The 23,470-nt window shown below is 56.5% G+C and carries 26 protein-coding genes and 1 pseudogene; all 27 read left to right on the top strand.

Features of this window, described 5'->3' with window-relative positions; translation table 11 throughout:
* Positions 1 to 209: 209 nt before the first annotated feature.
* The 27 genes and pseudogenes from KBY78_RS05735 (at position 210) to KBY78_RS05615 (ending at position 23,412) form a co-directional block, all read left to right on the top strand.
* Positions 210 to 749: a DUF2887 domain-containing protein gene (locus KBY78_RS05735; protein WP_315856637.1), complete on the top strand. Its 540-nt coding sequence runs from the start codon at positions 210 to 212 to the stop codon at positions 747 to 749.
* Positions 713 to 994 (top strand): hypothetical protein, encoded by a 282-nt coding sequence (locus KBY78_RS05730; RefSeq protein WP_255142779.1) that lies wholly within the window; start codon positions 713 to 715, stop codon positions 992 to 994. Before KBY78_RS05735 ends, KBY78_RS05730 begins: the two co-directional genes overlap by 37 nt.
* Positions 991 to 1,407, top strand: coding sequence for a type II toxin-antitoxin system VapC family toxin (locus tag KBY78_RS05725; protein ID WP_255142777.1), 417 nt, complete (start codon positions 991 to 993; stop codon positions 1,405 to 1,407). The genes KBY78_RS05730 and KBY78_RS05725 overlap by 4 nt, the downstream gene beginning before the upstream one ends.
* Before the next feature lie 854 nt (positions 1,408 to 2,261).
* Positions 2,262 to 3,203: a DUF2887 domain-containing protein gene (locus KBY78_RS05720; RefSeq protein WP_255142776.1), complete on the top strand. Its 942-nt coding sequence runs from the start codon at positions 2,262 to 2,264 to the stop codon at positions 3,201 to 3,203.
* A gap of 348 nt (positions 3,204 to 3,551) precedes the next feature.
* Entirely contained in the window at positions 3,552 to 4,883 is a 1,332-nt protein-coding gene (locus KBY78_RS05715; RefSeq protein WP_399215389.1) for a nucleotide sugar dehydrogenase, read from the top strand.
* A 68-nt stretch (positions 4,884 to 4,951) separates the two neighbouring features.
* Entirely contained in the window at positions 4,952 to 5,278 is a 327-nt protein-coding gene (locus tag KBY78_RS05710; protein ID WP_255142775.1) for a GDP-mannose 4,6-dehydratase, read from the top strand.
* A 308-nt stretch (positions 5,279 to 5,586) separates the two neighbouring features.
* Positions 5,587 to 5,850: a hypothetical protein gene (locus KBY78_RS05705; RefSeq protein ID WP_255142774.1), complete on the top strand. Its 264-nt coding sequence runs from the start codon at positions 5,587 to 5,589 to the stop codon at positions 5,848 to 5,850.
* Positions 5,847 to 6,086, top strand: coding sequence for a hypothetical protein (locus KBY78_RS05700; RefSeq protein ID WP_255142773.1), 240 nt, complete (start codon positions 5,847 to 5,849; stop codon positions 6,084 to 6,086). The genes KBY78_RS05705 and KBY78_RS05700 overlap by 4 nt, the downstream gene beginning before the upstream one ends.
* A 218-nt stretch (positions 6,087 to 6,304) precedes the next feature.
* Positions 6,305 to 6,824, top strand: a pseudogene (locus tag KBY78_RS16335) (DUF2887 domain-containing protein); the annotation flags it as partial.
* A gap of 18 nt (positions 6,825 to 6,842) precedes the next feature.
* Positions 6,843 to 7,175, top strand: a complete 333-nt coding sequence (locus tag KBY78_RS16330) for a DUF4351 domain-containing protein (RefSeq protein ID WP_399215392.1) — start codon at positions 6,843 to 6,845, stop codon at positions 7,173 to 7,175.
* Between the two features lie 162 nt (positions 7,176 to 7,337).
* Positions 7,338 to 7,538 carry a DUF4160 domain-containing protein gene (locus tag KBY78_RS05690; protein WP_255142771.1) on the top strand — a complete coding sequence of 67 codons (201 nt, stop codon included), beginning with the start codon at positions 7,338 to 7,340 and terminating at the stop codon, positions 7,536 to 7,538.
* Entirely contained in the window at positions 7,462 to 7,761 is a 300-nt protein-coding gene (locus KBY78_RS05685; protein WP_255142770.1) for a DUF2442 domain-containing protein, read from the top strand. The genes KBY78_RS05690 and KBY78_RS05685 overlap by 77 nt, the downstream gene beginning before the upstream one ends.
* Before the next feature lie 265 nt (positions 7,762 to 8,026).
* On the top strand, positions 8,027 to 8,185 hold the full coding sequence (locus KBY78_RS05680; RefSeq protein ID WP_255142769.1) for a hypothetical protein: 159 nt from the start codon (positions 8,027 to 8,029) through the stop codon (positions 8,183 to 8,185).
* Positions 8,182 to 8,445, top strand: coding sequence for a hypothetical protein (locus tag KBY78_RS05675; RefSeq protein WP_255142768.1), 264 nt, complete (start codon positions 8,182 to 8,184; stop codon positions 8,443 to 8,445). The genes KBY78_RS05680 and KBY78_RS05675 overlap by 4 nt, the downstream gene beginning before the upstream one ends.
* Before the next feature lie 922 nt (positions 8,446 to 9,367).
* Positions 9,368 to 10,714 (top strand): nucleotide sugar dehydrogenase, encoded by a 1,347-nt coding sequence (locus KBY78_RS05670; protein WP_255142767.1) that lies wholly within the window; start codon positions 9,368 to 9,370, stop codon positions 10,712 to 10,714.
* A 112-nt stretch (positions 10,715 to 10,826) separates the two neighbouring features.
* Positions 10,827 to 12,698, top strand: coding sequence for an ABC transporter ATP-binding protein (locus KBY78_RS05665; protein WP_255142766.1), 1,872 nt, complete (start codon positions 10,827 to 10,829; stop codon positions 12,696 to 12,698).
* Between the two features lie 7 nt (positions 12,699 to 12,705).
* Positions 12,706 to 13,725 carry a UDP-N-acetylglucosamine 4,6-dehydratase (inverting) gene (pseB, locus tag KBY78_RS05660; RefSeq protein ID WP_255142765.1) on the top strand — a complete coding sequence of 340 codons (1,020 nt, stop codon included), beginning with the start codon at positions 12,706 to 12,708 and terminating at the stop codon, positions 13,723 to 13,725.
* Between the two features lie 97 nt (positions 13,726 to 13,822).
* Positions 13,823 to 14,713 carry an aldo/keto reductase gene (locus tag KBY78_RS05655; protein ID WP_255142764.1) on the top strand — a complete coding sequence of 297 codons (891 nt, stop codon included), beginning with the start codon at positions 13,823 to 13,825 and terminating at the stop codon, positions 14,711 to 14,713.
* A 6-nt stretch (positions 14,714 to 14,719) separates the two neighbouring features.
* Complete coding sequence (locus KBY78_RS05650; RefSeq protein WP_255142763.1) at positions 14,720 to 15,586, top strand: SDR family oxidoreductase; 867 nt, start codon at positions 14,720 to 14,722, stop codon at positions 15,584 to 15,586.
* Positions 15,570 to 16,661 (top strand): N-acetylneuraminate synthase family protein, encoded by a 1,092-nt coding sequence (locus KBY78_RS05645; protein WP_255142762.1) that lies wholly within the window; start codon positions 15,570 to 15,572, stop codon positions 16,659 to 16,661. The genes KBY78_RS05650 and KBY78_RS05645 overlap by 17 nt, the downstream gene beginning before the upstream one ends.
* Positions 16,658 to 17,329: a glycosyltransferase family 2 protein gene (locus tag KBY78_RS05640; protein WP_255142761.1), complete on the top strand. Its 672-nt coding sequence runs from the start codon at positions 16,658 to 16,660 to the stop codon at positions 17,327 to 17,329. Before KBY78_RS05645 ends, KBY78_RS05640 begins: the two co-directional genes overlap by 4 nt.
* A 238-nt stretch (positions 17,330 to 17,567) precedes the next feature.
* Positions 17,568 to 18,827: a class I SAM-dependent methyltransferase gene (locus tag KBY78_RS05635; RefSeq protein WP_255142760.1), complete on the top strand. Its 1,260-nt coding sequence runs from the start codon at positions 17,568 to 17,570 to the stop codon at positions 18,825 to 18,827.
* Positions 18,828 to 18,848: 21 nt separating this feature from the next.
* Positions 18,849 to 19,853: a GDP-mannose 4,6-dehydratase gene (locus tag KBY78_RS05630; protein ID WP_255142759.1), complete on the top strand. Its 1,005-nt coding sequence runs from the start codon at positions 18,849 to 18,851 to the stop codon at positions 19,851 to 19,853.
* Complete coding sequence (locus tag KBY78_RS05625; protein ID WP_255142758.1) at positions 19,854 to 20,681, top strand: glycosyltransferase family 2 protein; 828 nt, start codon at positions 19,854 to 19,856, stop codon at positions 20,679 to 20,681.
* Positions 20,682 to 20,820: 139 nt separating this feature from the next.
* Positions 20,821 to 21,648, top strand: a complete 828-nt coding sequence (locus KBY78_RS05620) for a bifunctional 2-polyprenyl-6-hydroxyphenol methylase/3-demethylubiquinol 3-O-methyltransferase UbiG (RefSeq protein ID WP_255142757.1) — start codon at positions 20,821 to 20,823, stop codon at positions 21,646 to 21,648.
* 587 nt (positions 21,649 to 22,235) lie between these two features.
* A complete protein-coding gene (locus KBY78_RS16325) occupies positions 22,236 to 22,496 on the top strand; it encodes an FkbM family methyltransferase (RefSeq protein ID WP_399215381.1) in 261 nt (86 codons plus the stop codon).
* A gap of 190 nt (positions 22,497 to 22,686) precedes the next feature.
* Positions 22,687 to 23,412 (top strand): IS5 family transposase, encoded by a 726-nt coding sequence (locus tag KBY78_RS05615; RefSeq protein ID WP_255142756.1) that lies wholly within the window; start codon positions 22,687 to 22,689, stop codon positions 23,410 to 23,412.
* Positions 23,413 to 23,470: the final 58 nt, after the last annotated feature.

The following is a 23,470-nucleotide window of genomic DNA, read 5'->3' as shown; positions in this document are numbered from 1 at the left end:
CCGACCATTGGACTCAGGGTGAGGATCCCGAGGATCTGAAGGCGCAGTTGCTGGATCTGTACCACGCGTTTTCCAAGCAAGACCTGCCTGGAATTCGCAAGGTTGGCGAGCTTGTTGTGGCTTGAAACGAACTGATCTGATCCGAGAACTGGAGCAAGCCGGTTGCGTTCTCCTGCGCCACGGCGGGAGATCCGTGCACTCCTGCCTGGCTGGGCCGCCAAAGCCAACACGCTGAGCCTCGACCCCTCAGCCCCCGGCGACAGCCTCTACCGCTACTGCTTCTCTTCGAGAAGGCTTCGCCTACGCAGAAGCCTTGCGGCTATGAAGCCCTCGAACTCAAGGAGCTGAGCCACCGCCTCGACGGCGTGCTCTGGCCCCGCCCAACCACCGGCTGCGCCGAAACCGGCAGCCCCGAATTCCCGGTGGTGCTGCTGGAGGGGCAGATGCACCCCGATCCGGGCTTTCACCACCGCCTGGCGGCTCAGACCCACCGTTTTCTGCAGCGGCACCCGCAGGTGGAGCACTGGAGCCTGCTGGTGGTGATGCCCCACAACCGCCTCAACGTCGGCCCCAGCCCAGCCCCGCCGATCCGCCTCCGTGGTGAGCCTGTGGCGATGCCGACCTTCTGGACTCCACCGGCACCCGCCTTCGCAAGGAATTTCTTCAGTACTGTTTCTGGTACTAGAGTTGAAGCCTCAGCGAACGCTGTGCCATGGATCAGCAGAACGCGCTCACCTCAGCGGAGCTGAAGCGCCGTGGGATCGCAGCGATTGAGCAGGCGCTCCAGCATGGCCCGGTGCATCTGTTGAAGCGCAACCGATCTGCCGCTGTGGTGCTGAGTGAGCAGCACTACCGCCAGCTGCAGTTGCAGGCATCACGAGCTCCTGGGGCCGAAGCATCAGCGTTGCAGTGGCTGCTGGCCTTGCCACCTTCCACGAGCCCGCGCCGCAAGGCTGAGATCGACGCGGACCTGGCGGCTGAGCGCGACTGGTGATTGCCTTCCTGGATGCCAGCGCCCTGATCTACCTGGTGGATGGTGAGGCCCCATGGGCCGAAGCCGCCCGGGCAACCCTCCAGCAGCTTGCCTTGGAGGCACCTGATCCCGCACTGGCTGTGAGCCGCCTCAGCCTGCTGGAGTGTCGTGTGGCTCCGCTGCGGCGGGGCGATCAAGCCAGCCTGGATCGTTTTCAGGCGTTGTTTACGCAGCCGGATCTGCAGGTTGTGGAGCTCAGTGCGTCTGTGGTGGAGCTGGCGACGCAGTTGCGCGCCAACCATGGGCTGCGCACACCCGATGCCCTGCAGGCGGCTTGCTGCCTGCACCTGGGGCCTGATGCTGTGATGATCACCGGTGATGCCGGCTTTCAACGCCTCCAGGCGTTAGAGGTGCGCCTGATTGCCTGCTCCTGATCCCAACAGCCACGGCTGAGACTGGCTGCCACGTCGCTCTGGGTCTGGAGTCTGGGCCGCTCCATCAGCCTGGGGGCTTCATCCAGCTGTTCCTGCCGCTGGATCAACCGGAAGCCCTGGCTGCCCTCCTGGCTGATCGCCAGAGCCCGAACCAACAGCCCCAATCGTCAGCGTCGGGATTCTGTACAGCCTGTACAGAACCTGGACAGCGCTGTTTGCACCCCGGTCGATGTTGAGCTGCACCCCCTGCGTAACGGTGCGCGCCAAATCCGAATGGGTGGAACTGTTGGAGTGCGGCTGAATCTGCTTTGAAGCCCGGAGCCCACGGCTCAGCCGATCAAACGACCTATGCGTGTCCGTACAAGCGTCCGTAACAGAGCCTTGCCCCATCAGTGACACCCGCTTTGAGGTACGCCTCAACCAGCGCTTAGCCGATGACTTTGATCAGGCCATGTGATCCTGCGATCCAAAGAGGGCACTGAGCGCGAACTCGTGAATTTCTGATGGCAGCCTCCAGACCCAATCCTCCTCAGATCGATCTGGCTCAGGACTGGTTGGAGTCTTTGCTGGATTGGCTGCTGGGGCCGGTGGAGAGCAGGAGCACCCAGAGCACCGCAGTTGCGACAAGGCGGCTGTCGCTCTGGCCTCTCCGAGCGTCCCCGTTCGTTTCCCTGAGGCGTCCTGCATCAACCCGTGAGGTGGCGTGGCTCCCTCCTGGGCCGCCGGGATTCCCAGCCCGAACGAAGCCCTGAGCCGCCACCCGCCAACAAGGTGCCGCCTGCACCAGCCCTCTCACGGGCTGCAGCCCCACCCCCAAGACGCGGCTACCTTGCCGCCAGCCAGCGCTGGCAACGTTGAACACCGACCGCTGGTACTACCGCGTCTTCCAGAGCGCCCCGGACCTGATCCGCGCACTCCTGCCTGGCTCGGCCGCCACCGGCAACACGCTGAGCCTCGACCCGTCAGCTCCCGGCGACAGCCTCTACCGATTTGAAGCCCTCGAACTCAAGGAGCTGAGCCATCGCCTCGACGGCGTGCTCTGGCCCCGCCCAACCACCGGCTGCGCCGACACCGGCAGCCCGGACTTTCCGGTGGTGCTGCTGGAGGTGCAGATGCACCCGGATCCAGGCTTCCACCACCGCCTGGCGGCGCAGACCTACCGCTTCCTGCAGCAGCACCCCCGGGTGGAGCACTGGAGCGTGCTGGTGATCACGCCGCACAACCGCCTCAACCTCGGCCCCAGCCAGGCCCTGCAGCTGTTTCTGCAGCAGGTGGCGTGGATCAACCTGGAGGAGCTGAGCCAGCAGCCCAATCTCGACCCCCTGCTCAACCTGCTCACCCTGCCCGTGCGCCCAGAGAGCGAGCTGGCGGCGAGCAGTCAGCAGATCCTGGCCAGCCGTCCGGATCTCGACCAGGTTGTGCTGCCTATGCTGATTCAACGATTTCCGCAGCTGAGCGAGGAGCAGATCATGGTGATCGCCGGCATCCCCCGCGAAGAAATCCGCCACAGCAGGGCCGTTCAGGAGTGGCTCGCCGAGGGCCGCCAGGAAGGCCGCCAGGAAGGCCGCCAGGAAGGCCGCCAGGAAGGCCGCCAGGAAGGCCGCCAGGAAGGGGAAGCTGCAGTCACCCTCCGCCTCCTCAACCGCCGCTGCGGCCCACTGAGCGAGGCCACCACCGCCCAGATCCAGGCCCTGCCGGTGCTGCAGCTGGAAGCCCTGGCCGCCGCCCTGCTCGACTTTCAGGGCCCGGCCGATCTGGCCGCCTGGCTGGTCGCCAATGGCGCAGCCGCGACCTGACACCACAGGCCAAGGCCATCCCTCCCCAGCCCCGCTGCCCCGGCCGCGGGGCTTCTTGTTGCCGCGAGACCACACCACATCTGGTGTCTCCAACCCCGAAATCCGTAAGCCTCTTGGAGGGGCTTCCCCCTGAGCCGCCAGGATCCCCAGCCCGAACGACGCTCTGAGCCGCCGCCCGCCGGCGAGCGCCCGGCCCCACCAGCTCCCGCACGGGCTGCAGCCCCCTGGCGTCTGCGCCCACCCCTGCCCCTCCTTGATGCCCCCTCCACCCCCGGCCACCACGCTCTGCTGCAACTCGCTTCGCGAGAAGCCTTCGGCTACGGCGCCGGCTATGTGGGCGGGCCGACGATGGCAGTGATCGCCGATCGCTGCCCCGGGATCCAGGTGACGGTGGTGGATCTCAACGCCGAGCGGATCGCCGCCTGGAACGATCCCGACCTCAGCCAGCTACCCGTCTATGAGCCAGAGCTGGATGCGGTGGTGGGCCGCGCCCGCGGCCAAAATCTGCACTTCACCACGGCGGTGGAGGAGGCGATCGCCGCTGCCGACATGGTGTTCATCTCGGTGAACACCCCCACCAAGACAAGGGGTCTGGGGGCTGGCCAGGCCAGCGATCTCAGGTGGGTGGAGGCCAGTGCCCGCACGGTGGCCCAGGCGGCGCGGGGCCACACGATCGTGGTGGAGAAGAGCACCCTGCCGGTGCGCACCGCTGAGGTGATCCAGACGATCCTCTCGGCTGCCACCGGTGACGGCAACGGCTGCAGCTTTTCGGTGCTCTCCAACCCCGAGTTCCTGGCCGAGGGCACCGCCATCCCTGATCTGGAGGCGCCCGATCGGGTGCTGATCGGCGGTGACGACCCCGCGGCCATCGCTGCCCTGGCGGCGATCTACGGCCAGTGGGTGCCGGCCGAGCGCATCCTCACCACCAACCTCTGGAGCAGTGAGCTCTCCAAACTCACCGCCAATGCATTTTTGGCCCAGCGAATCAGCTCGATCAACAGCATTGCCGCCGTGTGTGAGGCCACCGGCGCCGATGTGCGCGAGGTGGCGAAGGCGATCGGTGCCGACAGCCGCATTGGCGCCAAGTTTCTGCAGGCGGGGCCGGGTTTTGGCGGCAGCTGCTTCCAGAAGGACATCTTGAATCTGGTGTATCTGTACCGCCACTACGGCCTCGAGGAGGTGGCGGCCTACTGGGAGCAGGTGGTGACGCTCAACACCTGGCAGCAGCAGCGCATCGCCCGGCTGGTGGTGACCAGGCTGTTCGGCACGGTGAGCGGCAAGCGCATTGGTGTGCTGGGCTTTGCCTTTAAGGCCGACACCAACGACACGCGCGAATCCCCGGCGATCCGCATCTGCCGGGATCTGCTGGAGGAGGGGGCGATCCTGCAGATTCTCGATCCCAAGGTGGAGGAAGGTCAGATCACCGCGGGTCTGGTGCAGCCCGCAGGAGGGGGCGAGGGCAGTTGGCTGCCGGTGGCGGATGTGCATCAGGCGGCCAGTGGCGCCGATGCGCTGCTGCTGCTCACTGAATGGCAGGCGTTCGCCCAGATCGACTGGCCGGCGGTAGCGGCGGTGATGCGCCAGCCGGCCTGGTTGTTCGATACGCGTGCCAAGGCCGATGGCGCCGCGGCCCGGGCGGCGGGCCTGAACGTGTGGACCGTGGGGGAGGGCTCTGGCTGAGCCAAGGGCAGCTCCACGCCCAATCGGCTGCCATGCCCGCAGTTCTTCAATCCGCCCCCCCCCCTTCCATGCCCACCCCAACCCTCCTCGTCACCGGCTCGTCGGGCCTGATCGGCTCGGAGGTGTGCGTGCACTTCGCCGAGCGCGGCTGGCAGGTGCACGGGGTGGACAACAACCAGCGGGCGGTGTTCTTCGGGCCGCAGGGCGACACGCGCTGGAACCAGAAGCGCCTGCAGGAGCAGCTGGGGGATCGCTTCCAGCACACCGAGCTCGACATCCGCGATCGCCCGGGGGTGCTGGCGCTGCTGGACGAGCTGAGGCCCGAGGCGATCCCGTTCGACGACTTCGACACCAACGCGACGGGCACGCTCAACCTGCTGGAGGCCACGCGCTAGAGCTGCCCCGAGAGCCCGTTTGTGCACCTCTCCACCAACAAGGTGTATGGCGACCGGCGGCTGGGACGCCGCCGATCCTGATCAGGTGAATGCATGCCAGAGCCCACACACCACATCTAGTGCCTCCACCCCCGAAATGTCTAAGCGCGCTGGAGGGACTTCCCCCTGAGCCGCCAGGCGCCCCAGCCCGAACAACCCACTCAGCCGCCACCCGCCAACGAGGCCCCACATCCATCAAGCCCCGCACGGGCTGCAGCCCTAACCTGAATTCATCGCCAGCACAGGTCGTGAGGCGATCACACTCACCCTTGCAGTTCAGCCAACACGCCCTCGAGAAATGCGCGCTGTATGGCGTCAGCCCCGAGCTTGTGCCTGTTGCACTGGCAGAGGGAGAAACCTTTCTCGATCTCAACCGGGGCGGCAGCCGGGCACGGGTGTTCGATTTTTTGTATCGTCCCTGGGTGGCCGTGCTCACTCCGGATGACGCCAGGGTGATACCGGTGTATCCAACCGACCAACGAACCGTTGAGGCCCGCCGGGCCGGAGGACGATGGCTGTTTCTGAACCGTTGACCCTGCCGGATCAGCTGAGGAGCATGCACCAGTCGGTGGATGCAGACACCGGCGCGATCCTGTTTCGCCATCCCACGCTCCAGGGCATCCCCGATCTGGTGGTGGAGGGAGACGGCTACACCATGGAATTCATGGGCCCCACCTTGCTCTGCCTCGACATCATCGATCCAGGAGCCCTGGGCCGCCTGCTGGCAGAACCGATCAAGCAGCAACTTCCTGTGGGCCTTGGCCACTGACCGTCCAGGGCCCACCTCCCACACCACATCTGGTGTCTCCACCCCCATAATTCCTAAGCGCGCCGGATTGGCTTCCCTCTGAGCCGCCAGACGCCCCAGCCCGAACTAACCACTCAGCCGCCACCCGCCAACGAGGCTCCACACGCAGCAAGCCCCGCACGGGCTGCAGCCCCAACCCCAAGCCGCGGCTACCTTTTCGCCAGCCAGCGCCGTAACTGTTGAACACTGACCGCTGGTATTACCGCGTCTTCCAGAGCGCCCCGGATCTGATTCGCTCACTCCTGCACGGATCAGTCGCCGCCGCCAAAACGCTGGGGCTCGACCCAGCCACCCCCGGTGATCTCATCTACCGGTTTGAGGCCCTGGAGCTCAAAGAGCTCAGCCACCGCCTCGATGGCGTGCTCTGGCCCGGTGGTGCTGCTGGAGGTGCAGATGCACCCCGACCCAGGCTTCCGCCACCGCCTGGCGGCGCAGAGCTGTCGCTTCCTGCAGAAGCACCCGCAGGTGGAGCACCTGGAGGTGGTGGTGATCACGCCCCACAAGCGGATGAGCCTCGGCCCCACCAAGCTGCCCAGGCTTCTGCAGGCGCTGCTGAACGAGGTGCACTGGATCAGCCTGGAGGAGCTGAGCCAGCAGCCCAACCTCGACCCGCTGCTCAACCTGCTCACCCTCCCCGTCAGGCCTGAAAGCGAGCTGGCGGCCAGCAGTCAGCAGATCCTCGCCAGCCGCCCGGATCTGGACACGGTTGTGCTGCCTATGCTTGTGCAACGGTTCCCCCAACTCACCGAGGAGCAGATCATGGTGATCGCCGGTATTCCCCGGGAAGAGATCCGCCACACCAGGGCGGTGCAGGACTGGCTTGCCGAAGGTCGCCAGGAAGGCCGCCAGGAAGGCCTTCAGGAGGGCGAAGCCCGCGAAGCCGCCAAGGTGACCCTCCGCCAGCTCAACCGCCGCTGCGGCACCCTCAGCGACCCCACCACCGCCCAGATCCAGGCCCTGCCGCTGGAGCAGCTGGAAGCCCTGGCCGACGCCCTGCTCGACTTCACGGGCCCTGCCGACCTGGCCGCCTGGCTGGCCGCTAACGCCTGACGCCCCACACACCACATCTGGTGTGCCCAACAGCCCAATTCCTAGGCGCGCCCGAGGGGCTCCCCCCTGAGCCGCCCACCGAAGAGCTCTTGAAACCATCAACCCCTGCACGACTTTCAGCCCTCAAAATGGCTAGGGTGATGTAGTTGAAGAGGAGGGAGCTTGTCGCCCACCGTCTTTCGTGATGGTGAGTTCCGTTTTTACTTCTTCTCTCGGGAGGAAAGTCGGATGCACGTTCATGTGAGTCATCCCGACGGTGAAGCGAAGTTCTGGCTTACGCCGTCCATTGAGCTTGCTCGCAACATCGGCCTTTCCGCAACGAAACTCGGCCAAGCCGAACGCCTTGTTCACTTTGGGCGCTGAGGTCACCAACATCTCAGGGCATTGCCTCTGGGTCTTGGTTGACGACGAAGAGCTGGCATTACCCTTTTCTGAATTCCCTTGGTTCAGATCGGCGACGATCGATCAGGTTCTGAATGTGGTTCGACCCTCTGGACCACATCTTTACTGGCCCGACCTTGACGTTGATCTTTCTTTGGATTCAATCCGTCACCCCGATCGTTACCCCCTTCAGGCGAAGTTCTGACTAGATGTTCTGATCTTGAAGTGCATATGCACCCAGATCCAGGCTTTACCAGTGCATAAGTTGGAAGCCCTGGCCGCCTGGCTGGCCGCCACCACCTGAGCCAATCAACCGGGGTGAACCCGGAGGGGCTTCCCCCTGAGCCGCAAGGCGACCCAGCCCGAACGAACCACTCAGCCTCCTGCCGCCACCGAAGCTCCACACGCAGCAAGTCCCGCACGGGATGCAGCCAGGCTGACTCCCATGCATTTCAGCCAACCCCGAGCTTGTGCGTGATGCCCTGGCAGAGGGAGAAACCTTTCTCGATCTCAACCGGGGCGGCAGCCGGGCACGGGTGTTCGAGTTTCTGGATCGCCCCTGGGTGGCCGTGCTCACTCCCGATGACGCCCGCCGGGCCGGAGGACGATGGCTGTTTCTGAACCGTTGACCCTGCCGGATCAGTTGCGGAACATGCGCCAGTCGGTGGATCCAGACACCGGCGCGATCCTGTTTCGCCATCCCACGCTCCAGGGGATCCCCGATCTGGTGGTGGAGGCAGACGGTTACACCATGGAATTCAACTGCTACGCAGAAGCCAAGGGCTACGGCCCCACCCTGCTCTGCCTCGACATCGTTGACCCAGGAGCCCTGGGCCGACTGCTGGCAGAACCCATCAAGCAACAGCTTCCGGTTGGCCTTGGCCACTGATCATCCAGGGCCCGGACGATTGACCTGAAACGCCGGGTTGCTGAGATTGAGCCGAGCGAGCCCTCGCGGCTGGAGGCAGCAGGGGGCATCTCCCCCTGAACAACGCCTGAGCCCCGCTCGCGGTGACAAGGGGCCTAGGCGGATCACCGCACAGCCATTTTTGCAGCCGATAGACAAAAACATTGACCAATCCTTTACCTTGAGATGGTCGTTGCTGACGCTCGAGCCCCGCTCGCGTCGCAACCACGACTTTGTGGTGGGCACCAATCGCTTGGGCTTGGTTTGAGTTGGCTTCCCCCTGAGCCGCCAGGCGCCCCAGCCCGAACGAGGTGCCGGGCCGCCGTCCGCCTACAAGAGCCTGGCTCCACCAACTCCCGAACAACCTGCAGCCGCCTCTCCCTTCCCCCTGAGCCGCCAGGCGCCCCCAAGCGGTTTGCCGATGTGATCTAGTCCCTCAGCCTGGCTCGGCTGAGCTCTCCTGGCTCGAGGTGGAATTCGGCGAAGCGAATGAGGCAAGCATTTTGTAGTAAAGCTCGTCGATCTCGGCGCTCCACGGTTCCACTCAAGGCCGAGATCAGCCAGGAGAGCCGCTGACGCCAGGAGAAAGGCCGTGAGGCTCCAACCCAACAGGGTGAGGCAAGGGGTGTCCTCTTCAACAGTTCCACCCCTGTCTCAGCGGTGGCAAACAACCAGCCGAGCTCGGCGCCGGTGATCGCCTGCTGTCCCAACAGCCTGGCCACCTGCGGCCATCAACCGGGATGACTACGGAGGGGCTTCCCCCTGAGCCGCCAGGCGTCCCAGCCGGAACAAACCCCGGTGCCACCACCACCGAACAACACCCGGCCCCACCAGCCGCCTCACGACCTGCAGCCCCCCGGGGGCTCTCTGCATGACCCCAACCCCAACACTTTCGCCACCACCTTTGCCACTTCCCCCGCTCCCCACCTGCACCGTGGGCGTGAACGGCCTCGGCTACGTGGGCCTGCCGCTGGCGGCCTGCTTCGCCACCACCACCAGCAGCGAGCGCAACGGCGAGCCGCTGCAACGGCGGGTGATCGGCTTCGATGTGAATGCCGCCCGGGTGGAGGAGCTGCGCCAGGGCCACGACCGCACCCGCGAGCTCTCGGCCGAAGAGCTCCAGCAAGCCCTGGCCGCCGGGCTGGAGCTGAGCACCAACCCCGCCGATCTCGCGGCGGCCGATGTATTCATCGTCACGGTGCCTACGCCGATCGATGGCGCCAAGCGGCCGGAGCTCACGCCCCTGCGCCTGGCCAGCGCGGCGGTGGGCGAGGCGATCAAGGCGCGGGCGCAGCGCGAGCCCAACACCCAGGCGGTGGTGATCTATGAGTCCACCGTGTATCCCGGCGCCACGGAAGAAGAGTGCGTGCCGCTGCTAGAGCAGCACAGCGGCCAAACGTTCAAAAACGGCTTTGTGGTGGGTTACAGCCCGGAGCGGCTGGTGCCGGGGGATAAGCAGCACGGCTTCCGCACGATCACCAAGGTGACCAGCGGCTCCACGGCTGAGGCCGGCGCCTGGGTGGATGGGCTGTATGGCTCGGTGGTGGCGGCCGGCACGTACCTGGCGCCGAGCCTGAAGGTGGCGGAGGCGGCCAAGGTGATCGAGAACACCCAGCGCGACCTCAACATCGCCTTGGTGAACGAGCTGGCAATGATCTTTGCCCGCCTGGGCATCGACACGGGCGATGTGCTAGCAGCGGCGGGCACCAAGTGGAACTTCCTGCCGTTTCAGCCGGGGCTGGTGGGCGGCCACTGCATTGGCGTGGACCCCTACTACCTCACCCATAAGGCCGAGCAGCTGGGCTACTACCCGCAGGTGGTGCTCTCGGGCCGGCGCATCAACGATGGCCTGGCCGACTGGCTGGCGGAGCGGTTGATCCAGGCGATGGCAAAGCGGGGACTGGTGATCGCCGGGGCTGAGGTGCTGGTGCTGGGGCTCACCTTTAAGGAGAACTGTCCGGATCTGCGCAACACCCGCGTGCGCCAGTTGGTGGAGGCCCTGCAGAGCTATGGCTGCCGGCTCACGGTGGTGGACCCCTGGGTGGAGCCGGGGGACCCGGCGGCAGCAGGGTTGGAGGTGCTGGCGGAGATCCCTGAGGGCAGCCGTTATGGGGCGGTGGTGGCGGCGGTGGCGCACCGGCAGTTCAGCGGATGGCCAGCGGCGCAGTGGCAGGGGCTGTTGGAGGGCAACGGGGTGCTGCTGGATCTCAAGAACCTGATGCCGCGAGAGCTGCGGGCCCTGCGGCTATGAGAATCGGCGTCACGCACGCTGGCGCTCGGCTGGCAAAAGATGTGCTCAGCCGCCTGCCGCTAACGAGGATCTACTCCCACCAGCTCCCGCACGACCTGCAAACCCCAAACTCTTGACCAGCCCCACTTTTATGCGCTTGCCGCTGCGGAGCCTGCTCAGCCAGGAGCCGGCCGCCCAACTGATCCGCAGCACCGCACGGCAGCAGTGGCGGCTGATCGTTCTGAATCTGGGCAGCAGCTTGGTGGAGGCCTTCACGGAAGGGGCCACCTTGGCGGTGGTTTTTCTGGCGGTGGAAGTGCTGTCGGCACCGGCCGGCACGCCGTTCAACTGGGCCAGCAATCCGATCGTGGGTCGCTTGCCGGCGGCGGCGAATTGGCTGAACGGATTGCCGGCTACAGGAGTGTTCGCCAGCCTGCTGGCGCTGGCGGTGTTGCTGCAGGCCCTGCAGAGCCTCACCCGCTTTCTTAGCCAGGTGAGCGTCGGCTATTTCGCTGCCCGCTGCAAGGCGCTGGTGACCGCGCGCATCCACAGCCAGGTGCTGAGCTTCAGCTTCCCCTGCGCCAGTGGCTACAAGGTGGGCGACCTCACCGACTACGCCGGCAATGGCCCTGAGGCCATCCGCAATCAAATCGAGGTAAGCAACCAGCTGCTGGTGGGGGTGCTGCTGATCGCCACTTACCTGGCGGTGCTGGTGGGCATCTCGCCCTGGCTGCTGCTGGCGGTGCTGTTGATGGGTGGGCTGATCACCATGCTGCAGAAGCAACTGCTGCCGCAGATTCGGGCCGGCTCCCAGGCGGTCAGCCAGGCCCAGGTGGCGATCAGCAGCCGGATCACGGAAGACTTCCAGGGCCTGCGCCTGCTGCACAGCAGCGGCCAGCTGAATGCGGCCGATCAGCACCTGCTCAGCCGCATGGGCGAGCTGGAACGCCAGCTGCGCGGCCAGGTGCGGCGGCTGGCCGTGGTGGGGCCCTTTTCCAGCTTCCTGCCGATCCTGGCGATTGCCGTGATTGCGGGGCTGAGCCTGCTGCTGCTGGGTGCGCGCAGCACTGGCGTGCTGCCCAGCTTGGTGACCTTCGTGCTGGCGTTGCAGCGGCTCAACATGCGCTTGAGCGGTGTGGCTGGCACCTTCAATCAGCTGGCCGACAACAGTGGCCGGCTGGCTCGGCTCAACCAGATCCTCTCGCCGGCAGGCAAGCAGTTCCGCCGCCAAGGCGGCATCCCCTTCCGGCAGCTGCAGGGCCAGATCCGCTTTGAAGGCGTGGGCATCCGCTACGCCCCCGAACTCCCCCCTGCCCTTGGTGACATCTCCTTTAACCTTCCCAAAGGACAGATGCTGGCCCTGGTTGGCCCAAGCGGCGTCGGCAAGAGCTCCATCGCCGACCTGCTCACCGGCCTCTACGCCCCCAGCTCCGGCCAGATCTGGATCGACGACACACCGCTGGAACAGCTGGACCTGGCCAGCTGGCAGCAGCGGCTTGGGGTGGTGAGCCAGGAAACCTTCCTGTTCAACGCCACCATCGCCGAGAACATCGCCTTCGGCACCCCAGGTGCCACGCCTGCCCAGATTCAAGCCGCCTGCCAGGCGGCCCAGGCGGCAGGCTTCATCGAGAGCCTGCCTCAGGGCTACGACACCCTGGTGGGGGAGCGGGGCTACCGGCTCAGCGGCGGCCAGCGGCAGAGGCTCAGCCTGGCGCGGGCGATCCTGCGCGATCCGGAGCTGTTGATCCTCGATGAAGCCACCAGCGCCCTCGATAGCCAGAGCGAGCGGCTGGTGCAGGAGGCGATCGAGCGCTTTGAGCGCAACCACACGGTGCTGGTGATCGCCCACCGGCTGAGCACGATTGTGCGGGCCGACCAGATCCTGGTGCTGGATCAGGGCCGCGTGGTGGAGCGCGGCAGCCACACCAGCTTGCTAGCCCACGGCGGCCTTTACAGCCAGCTGTGGCAGCAGCAAACCCAAACGAATCAACCGGCCCACGCCTGACTTCCTAATGCCATTCAGTTCCAGCTCCCGCATCCTAATCACCGGCGGTACCGGCAGCTTCGGCAAGGCTTTCATCGCCGAAACGCTCAGGCGTTTCCCAGAGATCAAGAGGCTGGTGGTGTACAGCCGCGATGAGCTCAAGCAATGGGAGCTGCAGCAGCTATATCCGGAGAGCCAATACCCCCAGCTGCGGCTGTTCCTGGGTGACGTGCGCGACCGCGATCGCTTGCGGCGTGCTCTCGAAGGCATCGACACCGTGGTGCACGCGGCAGCCTTGAAACAGGTACCAGCTGCCGAGTACAACCCGATCGAATTCATCAACACCAACGTGCTCGGCGCTGAAAATGTGGTACAGGCCTGCCTCGACACCGGCGTGAAGCGGGTGGTGGCCCTGAGCACCGACAAAGCAGCCGCCCCGATCAATCTCTATGGCGCCACCAAGCTATGTTCGGACAAGCTGTTCATTGCCGCCAACAACATCAAGGGCACCCGTGATCTGCGCTTTTCGGTGGTGCGCTACGGCAACGTGATGGGCTCGCGGGGCTCGGTGATTCCCTTCTTTTTGGAGAAGGCGAAGACCGGCGTGCTGCCGATCACTGATCCTACGATGACACGCTTCAATATCTCGCTGAGCGGAGGCGTGGCGATGGTGCTGTGGGCGCTGGAACGGGCCCTTGGCGGCGAATTGTTCGTGCCAAAGATACCCAGTTACCGGATCAGCGATGTAGCTGAGGCAATCGGGCCGAGTTGCGAGAAGCCGATCACTGGCATTCGCCCTGGCGAGAAGATCCACGAGGAGATGATCACCAGTTCCGACAGCTTCACCACGATCGATCTTGGCGACTACTACGCGATTCTCCCAAGTGATGGCAAGGTGCAGCAGCTTTACCAGGAAGCCGGTATAAGCACGAACCCGGTTCCCAAAGGTTTTGCCTACAACTCCGGTAGCAACCATGAGTTCCTCTCTGTGGAGCAGTTGCGTGAGCTGATCCGAGCGCATGTGGATCCAGCTTTCCAGCCCGTATGAGCAGCGAGCTGCAGCCCTTCAAGCCCTACGGCCAAACTGACAGCGACGCTTTGGTGGAGCTGCTAGTCAGCCGCTGCTTCACTCAGTGGCTGAGAGGATGAAACCAGCTCTATGCCTGGGAACAGCCCAGTTTGGCCTGGCCTATGGCGTCACCAATGCCAGCGGTCAGGTTCCTGAATCAGGTGTTGCTCAGTTACTCAACCAAGCAAGTGCATCTGGCATTCGCTTACTTGACACCGCTCAGGCCTATGGCGATGCTGAGGCCGTGCTGGGACGCAACCTTGCACCGGGACATGCATTCCAAATCATCAGTAAATTGTCGGCCCAGTTGCAGTCGTCTTTCACCGAACTGGATACTGTTGTCTGGGAAGAGGAGTTTCGTCGTAGCTGTGAGCGGCTGGGACAGGAGTCTCTGGATGCCTTGCTGTTGCACGCACCGGTTGACTTGAGGAAGCCAGGTTCCACTTATTTAGAGGAATGGCTACTGGGGCTGCGAAACCGCGGCTTGGTGAAGCGGCTCGGTGTTTCGATCTACACATCGGACGATCTCGAGGGAGTCAACCCCGAGCTGCTTGACCTTGTGCAGCTGCCTTTATCTCTATTCGATCAGCGCCTTTTGCAGGATGGCACGGTGTCAAGCCTGCGTGCACGGGGGACCGCAATCCACGGGCGTAGCTTATATCTGCAAGGCTTGCTTCTCATCCCTGCCGTCGAATGGCCAAACTGGGTAAGTTCCGGGATGCGAAACCATCACCAAAATCTAGAAAAGCTGGCCCAGAAGCGGGACTGCCGTTTGATCGATCTTGCACTTGGTTTTGCGAAAGAACAATCAGACCTTGAGGCAGTGGTTGTTGGACTATGCAGCACGGAAGAGCTTGCAGAACTTGAAAGAAGCTGGCAAATGGCATCTCCGTGGCAGGAAGCGGAATGGGAGATCTGGGCCCTGCAAGACGCCGATAGCCTCGATCCACGACGCTGGCCGAATTAATCAGAAATGACCCGTGTTCTATTGCTAGGAGCCAGCGGTATGCTCGGCTCTTCCTTGGCTCCTAGGCTTGAAGCAGCAGGCCACATTGTTGTTCAGCAAAGCAGAAGCGATGGCTATGACATTAAATTAGACCTGTTGAGTCATCAAGCGTGGATAGACTGCCTTGGTAAGGTTAAACCTGAGACTATTGTCAACCTTGCCGCAGCGACAAATGTCGATCAATGCGAACGCAATCCTCAATGGGCATTTGACGCGAATATTGGACCACTTCTTGCCCTCGTCAGGGCATCATGCTCTACCAAGATCAGGCCTCATATTGTGCATATCTCAACTGACCAGCTCTACGATGGAAAAGGGCCGCACTCAGAGGCCCATGTGCGGCCGTGCAACGTTTACGCATTATCCAAATTTGCAGCCGAACTAGTAATCAAGGAATATCCTGCCACTATCATCCGAACCAACTTCTTTGGCCTAAGCTATGCTCAAGAGAGGCCAAGCTTTAGCGACTGGATCATTAAGTCGATTAAATCTAATAAGCAAATCACTTTATTTAATGACGTATTCTTCAGCGCGATCCATATGGACACCTTATGCTACTTCATAAATTTAGCAATCGAGAAGAGGCCACAAGGCACCTTTAACGTAGGAACCCATGATGGAATCAGTAAGGCTGAATTCGGGTTGCAATTAGCATCGCGCCTCGGCCTAGCAACGAAGACCATACGAGTTGGATCCGTGGACGAACTTGACCTCAAGGCACGCAGACCTCTAGATATGCGTATGAAAACAATTCATTTCCAAGACCAATTTGGCGTAAGTACTCCAAGTATGTCCACTGAAATCAACAAAGCTGCTGATGAATACCATGCCTAAAGTGTGCGACTCCAACCTTATTATTGCCGGCCAACGGGTTGGAAGCAGACATCCGACATACTTCATAGCAGATATTGCAGCCAATCACGATAGTGATCTTGAGCGCGCAAAGGCTCTGATATGGATGGCAAAGGAGGCAGGTGCTGATGCTGCAAAGTTCCAACACTTTAAAGCTGCGACGATAGTCAGCGATTATGGCTTTCGTTCAATAGGCTCACAGCAAGCCCACCAGTCGTCCTGGAATAAAAGCGTCTATGAAGTTTATCAAGACGCATCCGTTGATATTGGCTGGACATCAACCTTGAAGGAGACGTGTGATAAGGCAGGTATTGCCTTTTTTACTAGCCCCTATGCAGTTGAACTAGTCGATGCGGTCGATCCGTTCGTTCCGGCATACAAGATTGGTTCTGGAGACATTACATGGCTTGAGATTGTACGCCATATCGCGTCTAAGGGAAAACCTTACATCTTGGCTACAGGTGCCTCAACAATGGATGAGGTCGATCGCGCGGTGCAGGGGGCTTTACAAGTGAACCCCCAGCTAGCACTACTGCAATGTAACACCAACTACACAGGTAGACTGGAGAATTTTCGTTATATACAGCTCAATGTTCTGCGCTCCTATCGAGCGATGTATCCTGAGATGGTCTTGGGCTTGAGCGACCATACGCCGGGTCACGCTTGCGTCCTTGGGGCAGTATCTTTGGGTGCACGAATCATTGAAAAGCATTTCACCGACGATTGCACGCGCGTCGGCCCCGACCACAAATTCTCGATGGATCCAGCAGCCTGGCGAGAGATGGTTGATCGCACCCGAGAGTTGGAGTTTGCGTTGGGAAATGGTGTCAAGCGGGTCGAAGAGAATGAACTTGAAACTGTGATTGTCCAGCGCCGAAGCCTCCGCACAACTTCTGAACTTGCGGCTGGCCACCGGATGCGTCATCAAGATCTAATTGCACTACGCCCATGCCCTAGAGATGCAGTTAGCCCAGCGGATATCGATCAGATCATTGGCCTTACGCTGCGCCGTTCGAAGCAAAAGGGTGAGCATCTAACCCATTTCGATTTCGAATGAGCAAGCAACGAATTTGCGAATTAATAGCCGTGCTACCAGCGCTAAATGAAGCTGGATCAATTGCTAATGTCGTTGATAAGCTAAAAGCCTATGGAGATATTGTCGTCGTTGATGATGGATCTACAGATGGCACCGGGGATCTTGCACTTGCCGCAGGGGGCTTTGTGGTATCCCATTCTGTAAATCGGGGTTACGAGCAAGCTCTAGAAAGCGGTCTTCTCTGGGCAGCAGCTCAAGGCTACCGATACGCAATCACACTTGATGCAGACGGGCAACACAGTGCCTCGGCAATCGCGTTGTTCGCACGTGAGCTTGAAGAAGGTGCAGATATTGTTGTTGGAGTGCGAGATCGCAAGCAGCGATGGGCAGAAACATTCTTTTCTCTTATTTCCAAGAGGCTTTGGAAACTTGACGATCCACTATGCGGCATGAAGGGTTACCGGCTCGACCTGATTAGGGCTGCAGGTCGATTCGATACTTATTCATCGGTGGGAACGGAGTTCTGTATCCGAGCCGCTCGCTCGGGTTCGCGAATTCATCAAATTGAAGTATCCACTTCTCCCCGAATCGGAGCGTCGCGCTTTGGAGGTGGCCTACGTGCTAACTTGAAGATTGTTAGAGCTCTCTGGCTTGGAATTATCAGAGCAAAAACATTAGATTATACATAAATAAAGATGGCGTGCGACTACGGTAATTTTCTGTAAACAACAATTCTAAATAAGCATAGCTTAAACTGTAAATGTGAGCGAAGTTTATCTAGACAATTAAAGGAGACGACCAACCTTACAAAATACGAATGTTGGTTGATGCCTAATCGATCTCCGGATTAGGGCTAAAGGTATAGCAATCAAAACAAGCTACTAAAGTTTAATCATTACTTCCTAAAAAAGACAACTTTTCAATCCAATGACTGTTCAATTCCAAAAAGGCACTGGTATGTATACAGAAATAACCAAGTGTAGACTTTGTAACAGCATAAACTTAGTGTCAGTCCTGTCTTTAGGTGAACAGTATTTAACAGGGGTTTTCCCTAAGTCCCTGAAAGAAAAAGTTACAAAAGGGCCGCTAGATTTAGTTTGGTGTTCTGAGTGCAGCCTTCTTCAATTAAGACAAACCTATTGTTCTGAGGAGATGTATGGTGATAACTACGGATACCGATCAGGCCTGAATAAATCAATGGTTCAGCATCTAGAGCAAAAAATCAATACCCTTGAATTTCTGGCTAGGATAGATAAAGATGATCTAGTTTTGGACATTGGAAGTAACGATGCCACTTCACTAAAGGCTTATAAAGCAAAATGCACAAAAGTCGGAATCGATCCAACAGGATTAAAATTTAAGGATTTTTATACAGACGACATTACCCTTATTGCGGATTTTTTCTCGGCAAATAAATTTATTTCATTATTTCCTGATAGAAAGGCAAAAGTAATTACATCAATAGCTATGTTCTATGATTTAGACGACCCGCTTCAATTTGTCGAAGATATAGAAAAATGCCTCGATAACGAGGGGATTTGGCATTTTGAGCAAAGCTATATGCCTTCAATGCTGCGAACAAATTCGTACGATACAATCTGTCATGAACATTTAGAGTTTTACTCGTTTAAGGTAGTTAAGGCAATGCTCGAATCTAAAGGCCTACGCGTAATTGATTTGGTAATGAACGCTGTGAATGGTGGAAGTTTTGCGGTTACTGCTTGCAAAAAAAATGCAAGCTTCACATCAAATATTCCCATCATAAACTGGATGCTTAAGCAAGAAGAAAGCTTAGCCCTTGATACTCCAAAACCTTATAGAGATTTTGAAGAGAAAACATTCAAACATAGGGCTAATCTAAAAGGCTTAATTGAAGCATTAAAAGAAGATGGAAAAAAAGTACTAGGTTATGGTGCAAGCACAAAAGGCAATGTTCTTCTTCAGTTCTGCGGGCTTACCATGGAACATCTACCGTATATAGCTGAAGTTAATCCTGATAAGTTTGGTTCATTTACACCAGGGACCAATATTCCAATAATTTCCGAAGAAGAAGCAAGGGCCATGATGCCTGACTATTTTCTAGTGCTTCCATGGCACTTCAAAAGTAGTATTTTAGAACGTGAGAAAGATTTTCTAGCACAAGGTGGAAAGCTAATATTTCCGCTTCCTGAAATTGAGATTGTGTAAGTAGATCCAATCGTTTTTATTATGCACAAAGCAATGGCAAAGAAAAAAGCGTTGATCACAGGTGTATTCGGGCAAGATGGTAGTTATCTTTGTGAAATCCTTGCTAGAAAGGGTTATGAAGTATACGGCATTACAAAGCACATTCTTGGTGCTAATTCCCAAATTATAAAGACTTATTTAGACAAGATCGGAATACATCCAACGGTATATGCTGTAGACTTAAATAATTTTGACAGCCTAAAGGAGCTTATAAAGCAAATACGGCCAGATGAAATCTATCACTTAGCAGCATTCCATGTGAGTGCCGAAGGCGCAAATAATACTAAAAGCTTCATGGCGAAACAGCTTTACGACTATAATGTTCAATCGACATCTAATTTACTTTATATTTGCCATGAGTATTTGAAAGAGAGCAAATTTGTCACTGCGGGCTCCTGTTTAATGTTTGATGATTGTGATTCAATGATCCAAAGCGAGTCAACTCTCTTTAAGTCTGCTAGTTTGTATGGACTTGCAAAGATTAGCGAAAATATGCTTGTTAAATATTATAGAAAGCAAGGATTGCATGCCTCAACTGCACTATTATTCAATCATGAAAGCTCGCGTAGATCAAATAACTTTGTAACCAAAAAAATCGTCAAATCCATGGTTGCAATTAGTAAAAAAGAAATGCAGACATTTACATTAGGAGATATTAAGGCAAAAAAAGACTGGGGTTGGGCAAAAGATTATGCATATGGAATGTATCTAATGGCACAGACAGACAAGGCTAAGGATTACGTCCTTGCATCTGGCAGAAATTATTCTATATCTGACTTTATAGAGATTGTTGCAGACAAGTTAAATATAGATGTTTGGCAAAAACATATTAATGTAGATGATAATATTTTAACAAGGAAGATGCAAGTTAACCTCTTAGGAGATTGGTCATTGGCTAAAGCTGAACTGAATTGGAAGCATACATTATCTTTGGTTCAGTTAGTCGATCTAATGGTTGAGAATGAATTGACTGGAGAATTGGCATAAATGAGTATCTCTGTTGTTGTATGTATTAAGAATGAAGAGCAAAGAATTGAGGAATGTTTGCGATCAATTCTCAGCAATAATCCTGACGAAGTCATTGTGATTGATGGAGGCTCTAATGACAAGTCAGTTGAAATATCTAGAATATTTACTGACAAAGTAATTGTAACCCAGAACTCCAGTCTTACAAGGGACAGGCAAATCGGAATCAATGCAGCAAGAAATGATTATATTGCAATGATTGATGCCGATCATAGGCTCAAAGAAAACGACTTAATTAGCCTTCTAGCTGATTTAAAGACATTTGAGTTTGACATTGTCCAATCTCAACTTGTCTCATTCAAAAACAATAATTGGCTAAATACAGCTGAAGAGCAGATGTGGGAGTTGAATCATAATCATCCTGGACCTCGCAATATGATAGGTGTTGCGCCAGCTATCTACAGAAAAAAACTTTTTGAATTGATTGAATTTGACGATACTATCACAAAAACTATCGATGACACGGACTTTGTGTACAGGCTAAGTCAGCTTCCTGACATTAAATTTGGTATTGGTAGAACACGAATTGCTCAGTTACATAATCCTTCTTTCGTAAGCTACATGAGAAAATTTAGATGGTATGGTACCGGAGATGGAGAATTTTGCATCAAGCATCCTAATCGCACCCCTTCAATGCTTTACCATCTATTTTTTCGATATCCCTTCGTCTATTCATCAAAAGCTCTCCTCAAGCACAAGCTTCTTGCTTTTCCTTATCTTATTTTGCAAGGCTTTACAAGGGGTTATTGGGCCATAAAGACTATTTGCAAAGGCAATAATTCCCCGTGAGATTAATTCTCATCTTGCAAAACGTGCGCAATTAATTTAGCGTTCTGCAATTATTTTGTCGAAACGGCCATCTTTTAGTCCGGTCTATATTAAGGCTCTTCTCGATGATTTCATCACTAACTAACAAAAGAGTATTAAAATGATCAGTGAAGAAACCAACCAAATCTTGTCTCTAGCGAAGGAAGTCTTGGAGAAGAAGGTTACTGAGCCATTCAAGGGGAGCTTTGGTAAAGACTTGTCAGAGCGCAGGATTGAGACCCCATGGGTGGCTTCCTTTTTCAAAGGAGGTGAGACGGTGCTGGATGTGGGCTTCACCATGTCTAGCCATGATTACCTCGGCCTCTTGCTTGAACTAATTCAAAAGTACGATGTAGGCATAGAGGCTATTGATATCATTGAACCGCAAAATGTCCTCAAGCGATATCCTGTGGAATGGGTTGATGAGATCTTGAAGGTTCCAGTAACTTTAGGTGATCTCCGAAACGTTTCAATATTAAATGAGCGCTATGACTTTGCAACCTGTATATCGACTATTGAGCATATTGGATTTGACTCGCCGGCATCTACTGGCAACAAGGAATCTGCGTTTGAGAGAGCACTTAAGCCAGAAGATGTACAAACAATGCGAGATCCTGATACCAATAATAAAGTCTTGAATCAGTTTCACCGAGCACTAAAGCCTGGTGGAGTTTTATTAATCAGCGTTCCAATGGGAAGAGGAGGGCCTGTCTTGCTGAAGGATAGCCTAGGCTATTACTGTGCTCAATGGGAATATGAAGAAAAAAGCTGGTCTGAGATAGCCAATCATCCTGGATTTGAGTTGCTAGAAGAAATGTTTTTCATAAGAACCCCCGAGAAGCTATGGTGCCAAGTGACCTGTCCAGGGGATCTCATATCACAAAGTAGTTCACTGCGCCCACATGCAGAAGGGTGCGCGTTAGCCGCTCTTCGAAAGAAGCTAGCATGACATTCTTGTGAACTGCATACTTATTCTTTAACTATCTTGCTTAAGTCTGCAAGCCTAAGCCGATGGCTGCTTGTTTTTCAACTATTACTTCGCTAAAAGCATAGCAGCAAGTTGTGAAAATCTCCTTTAATTCCTTCGGAAGACAATACGCTGCATCAATTAATATTTTTTTCATACTCTTAGCTGCTTTGATTCAACGTATGTTTATGTTAACTAGTTGAGACAATGAACTTTCAAGATTTTAGACGGCAAAGGGCTGAGCATGTGGCCATGATGATCGCCAATGGCTACAATGACGGAGACCCAAGTAGAAATGGTGAGTTTTCACGCTTGATGCTTTGGCCCCCTACTTTGATTTATTTGTAGATATCGGATCAAATCAAGGAATATTTATTGATAGGTTGAATCAATCACTTAGCCATTTTATACTCGCCTTTGAGCCTAATCCATATTTAACAGACTTATTGTTGGAAAAGATTTCCAAAGGCACTCTCGTTCAAAAGGCACTAAGTAATTATCAAGGGGCGGGTTAACTTAATATCTATAAAGATAATACAACCTCAAGCCTGTTAAAACGTGATGATTTAATGCCCCATTTCACGAAATCTTGTGAGCCTGTGAAGATAGAGATCGATCTTCTTGATAATTACTTCCCCCTTATTCGGCAATTTTCATCCAAGGGTATTTTTATAAAGATAGATGCTGAGGGTGCAGAGTTCCCTATTCTTGAAGGGGCAATAGTTGTACTTCAAAAGCTATCCTCGGTATTCCTTATGTTTGAATATTCTGCTGCATGGCGGCAAAGTGGGCATACCCTTAAACAAGCTTTTCATTACTGGATGAGTTAGGTTATAAGATTTACCGACTAACACCTTTCGGCCTTGAATCTTTGCGGTTTTACACTCCTCATATGGATAACTCAGATTATTGCAATTATTTTGCTGCAAAAGGATCTATAGGGCACCTCGAAAAATCAACAAGGCACTTGATTGCGGCATGATTCCGATTATCATCGGTTGAGCAATCTTCACGACGACTGTGGGTCAGAGGGGCTTCTGGGACGAGCAGCAAAGAGTCAAAAAGCTCCAGGACAAAAAGCCTGTTCTCAGGCGACTGACAAGTTCGATTCCATGGGAATCATTCCGCCCGCTGCTTGAAAAGGGCTACACGCACGAGCGGAAGAGCAACGCAGGACGCAAACGGATTGATCCGCTGATCCTTTTCAAGATGCTCGTTCTCCAGCAGCTTTTCAACCTCAGCGATGAAGAGCTTGAATTCCAGGTGAATGACCGGCGCTCCTTTGAGGAGTTTGTCGGGCTTGGTGTGATGAACAGCATTCCAGATGCCACTACTGTCGCCTTCTTCAGAGAGCGACTGCGCAAGGCGGAAGTTATCGAGGAGCTTTTCGAGATGTTTGAGGCATACCTCCGCTCCCAGGGCCTCCAAGCCCGCGGTGGCCAGATCATCGATGCGACTCTCGTCCCGGTTCCAAAGCAACGCAATACCCGCGAAGAGAACAAAGAAATCAAAGCCGGGAGGCTGCCGGAGGGCTGGGATGAAAACCCACATCGCTTGCAGCAGAGGGATTTAGATGCTCGCTGGACAAAAAAGAACGGCATCAGTTACTACGGTTACAAGAACAGCATCTGCATCGATGTCGACCATGGATTCATCCGCCGATATGCCGTCACGCCTGGCCGCGTCCCTTGGAATGGTGTAAATCCTGAGGCCCGATTGCCCTGGACTGAGGGAGAACAGGGGTGAATGACGGGCTGTCATTCTTGAGGCGCATGTGCACCTCGTTGTTTCACGATGAATCCCA

The organism is Synechococcus sp. EJ6-Ellesmere (assembly GCF_024345875.1).
In the GTDB taxonomy this organism is placed as follows: Bacteria; Cyanobacteriota; Cyanobacteriia; order PCC-6307; family Cyanobiaceae; genus Regnicoccus_A; species Regnicoccus_A antarcticus.
Note: the sequence above shows the minus strand (reverse complement) of the source record. Positions and strands in the feature narration are given on the sequence as shown.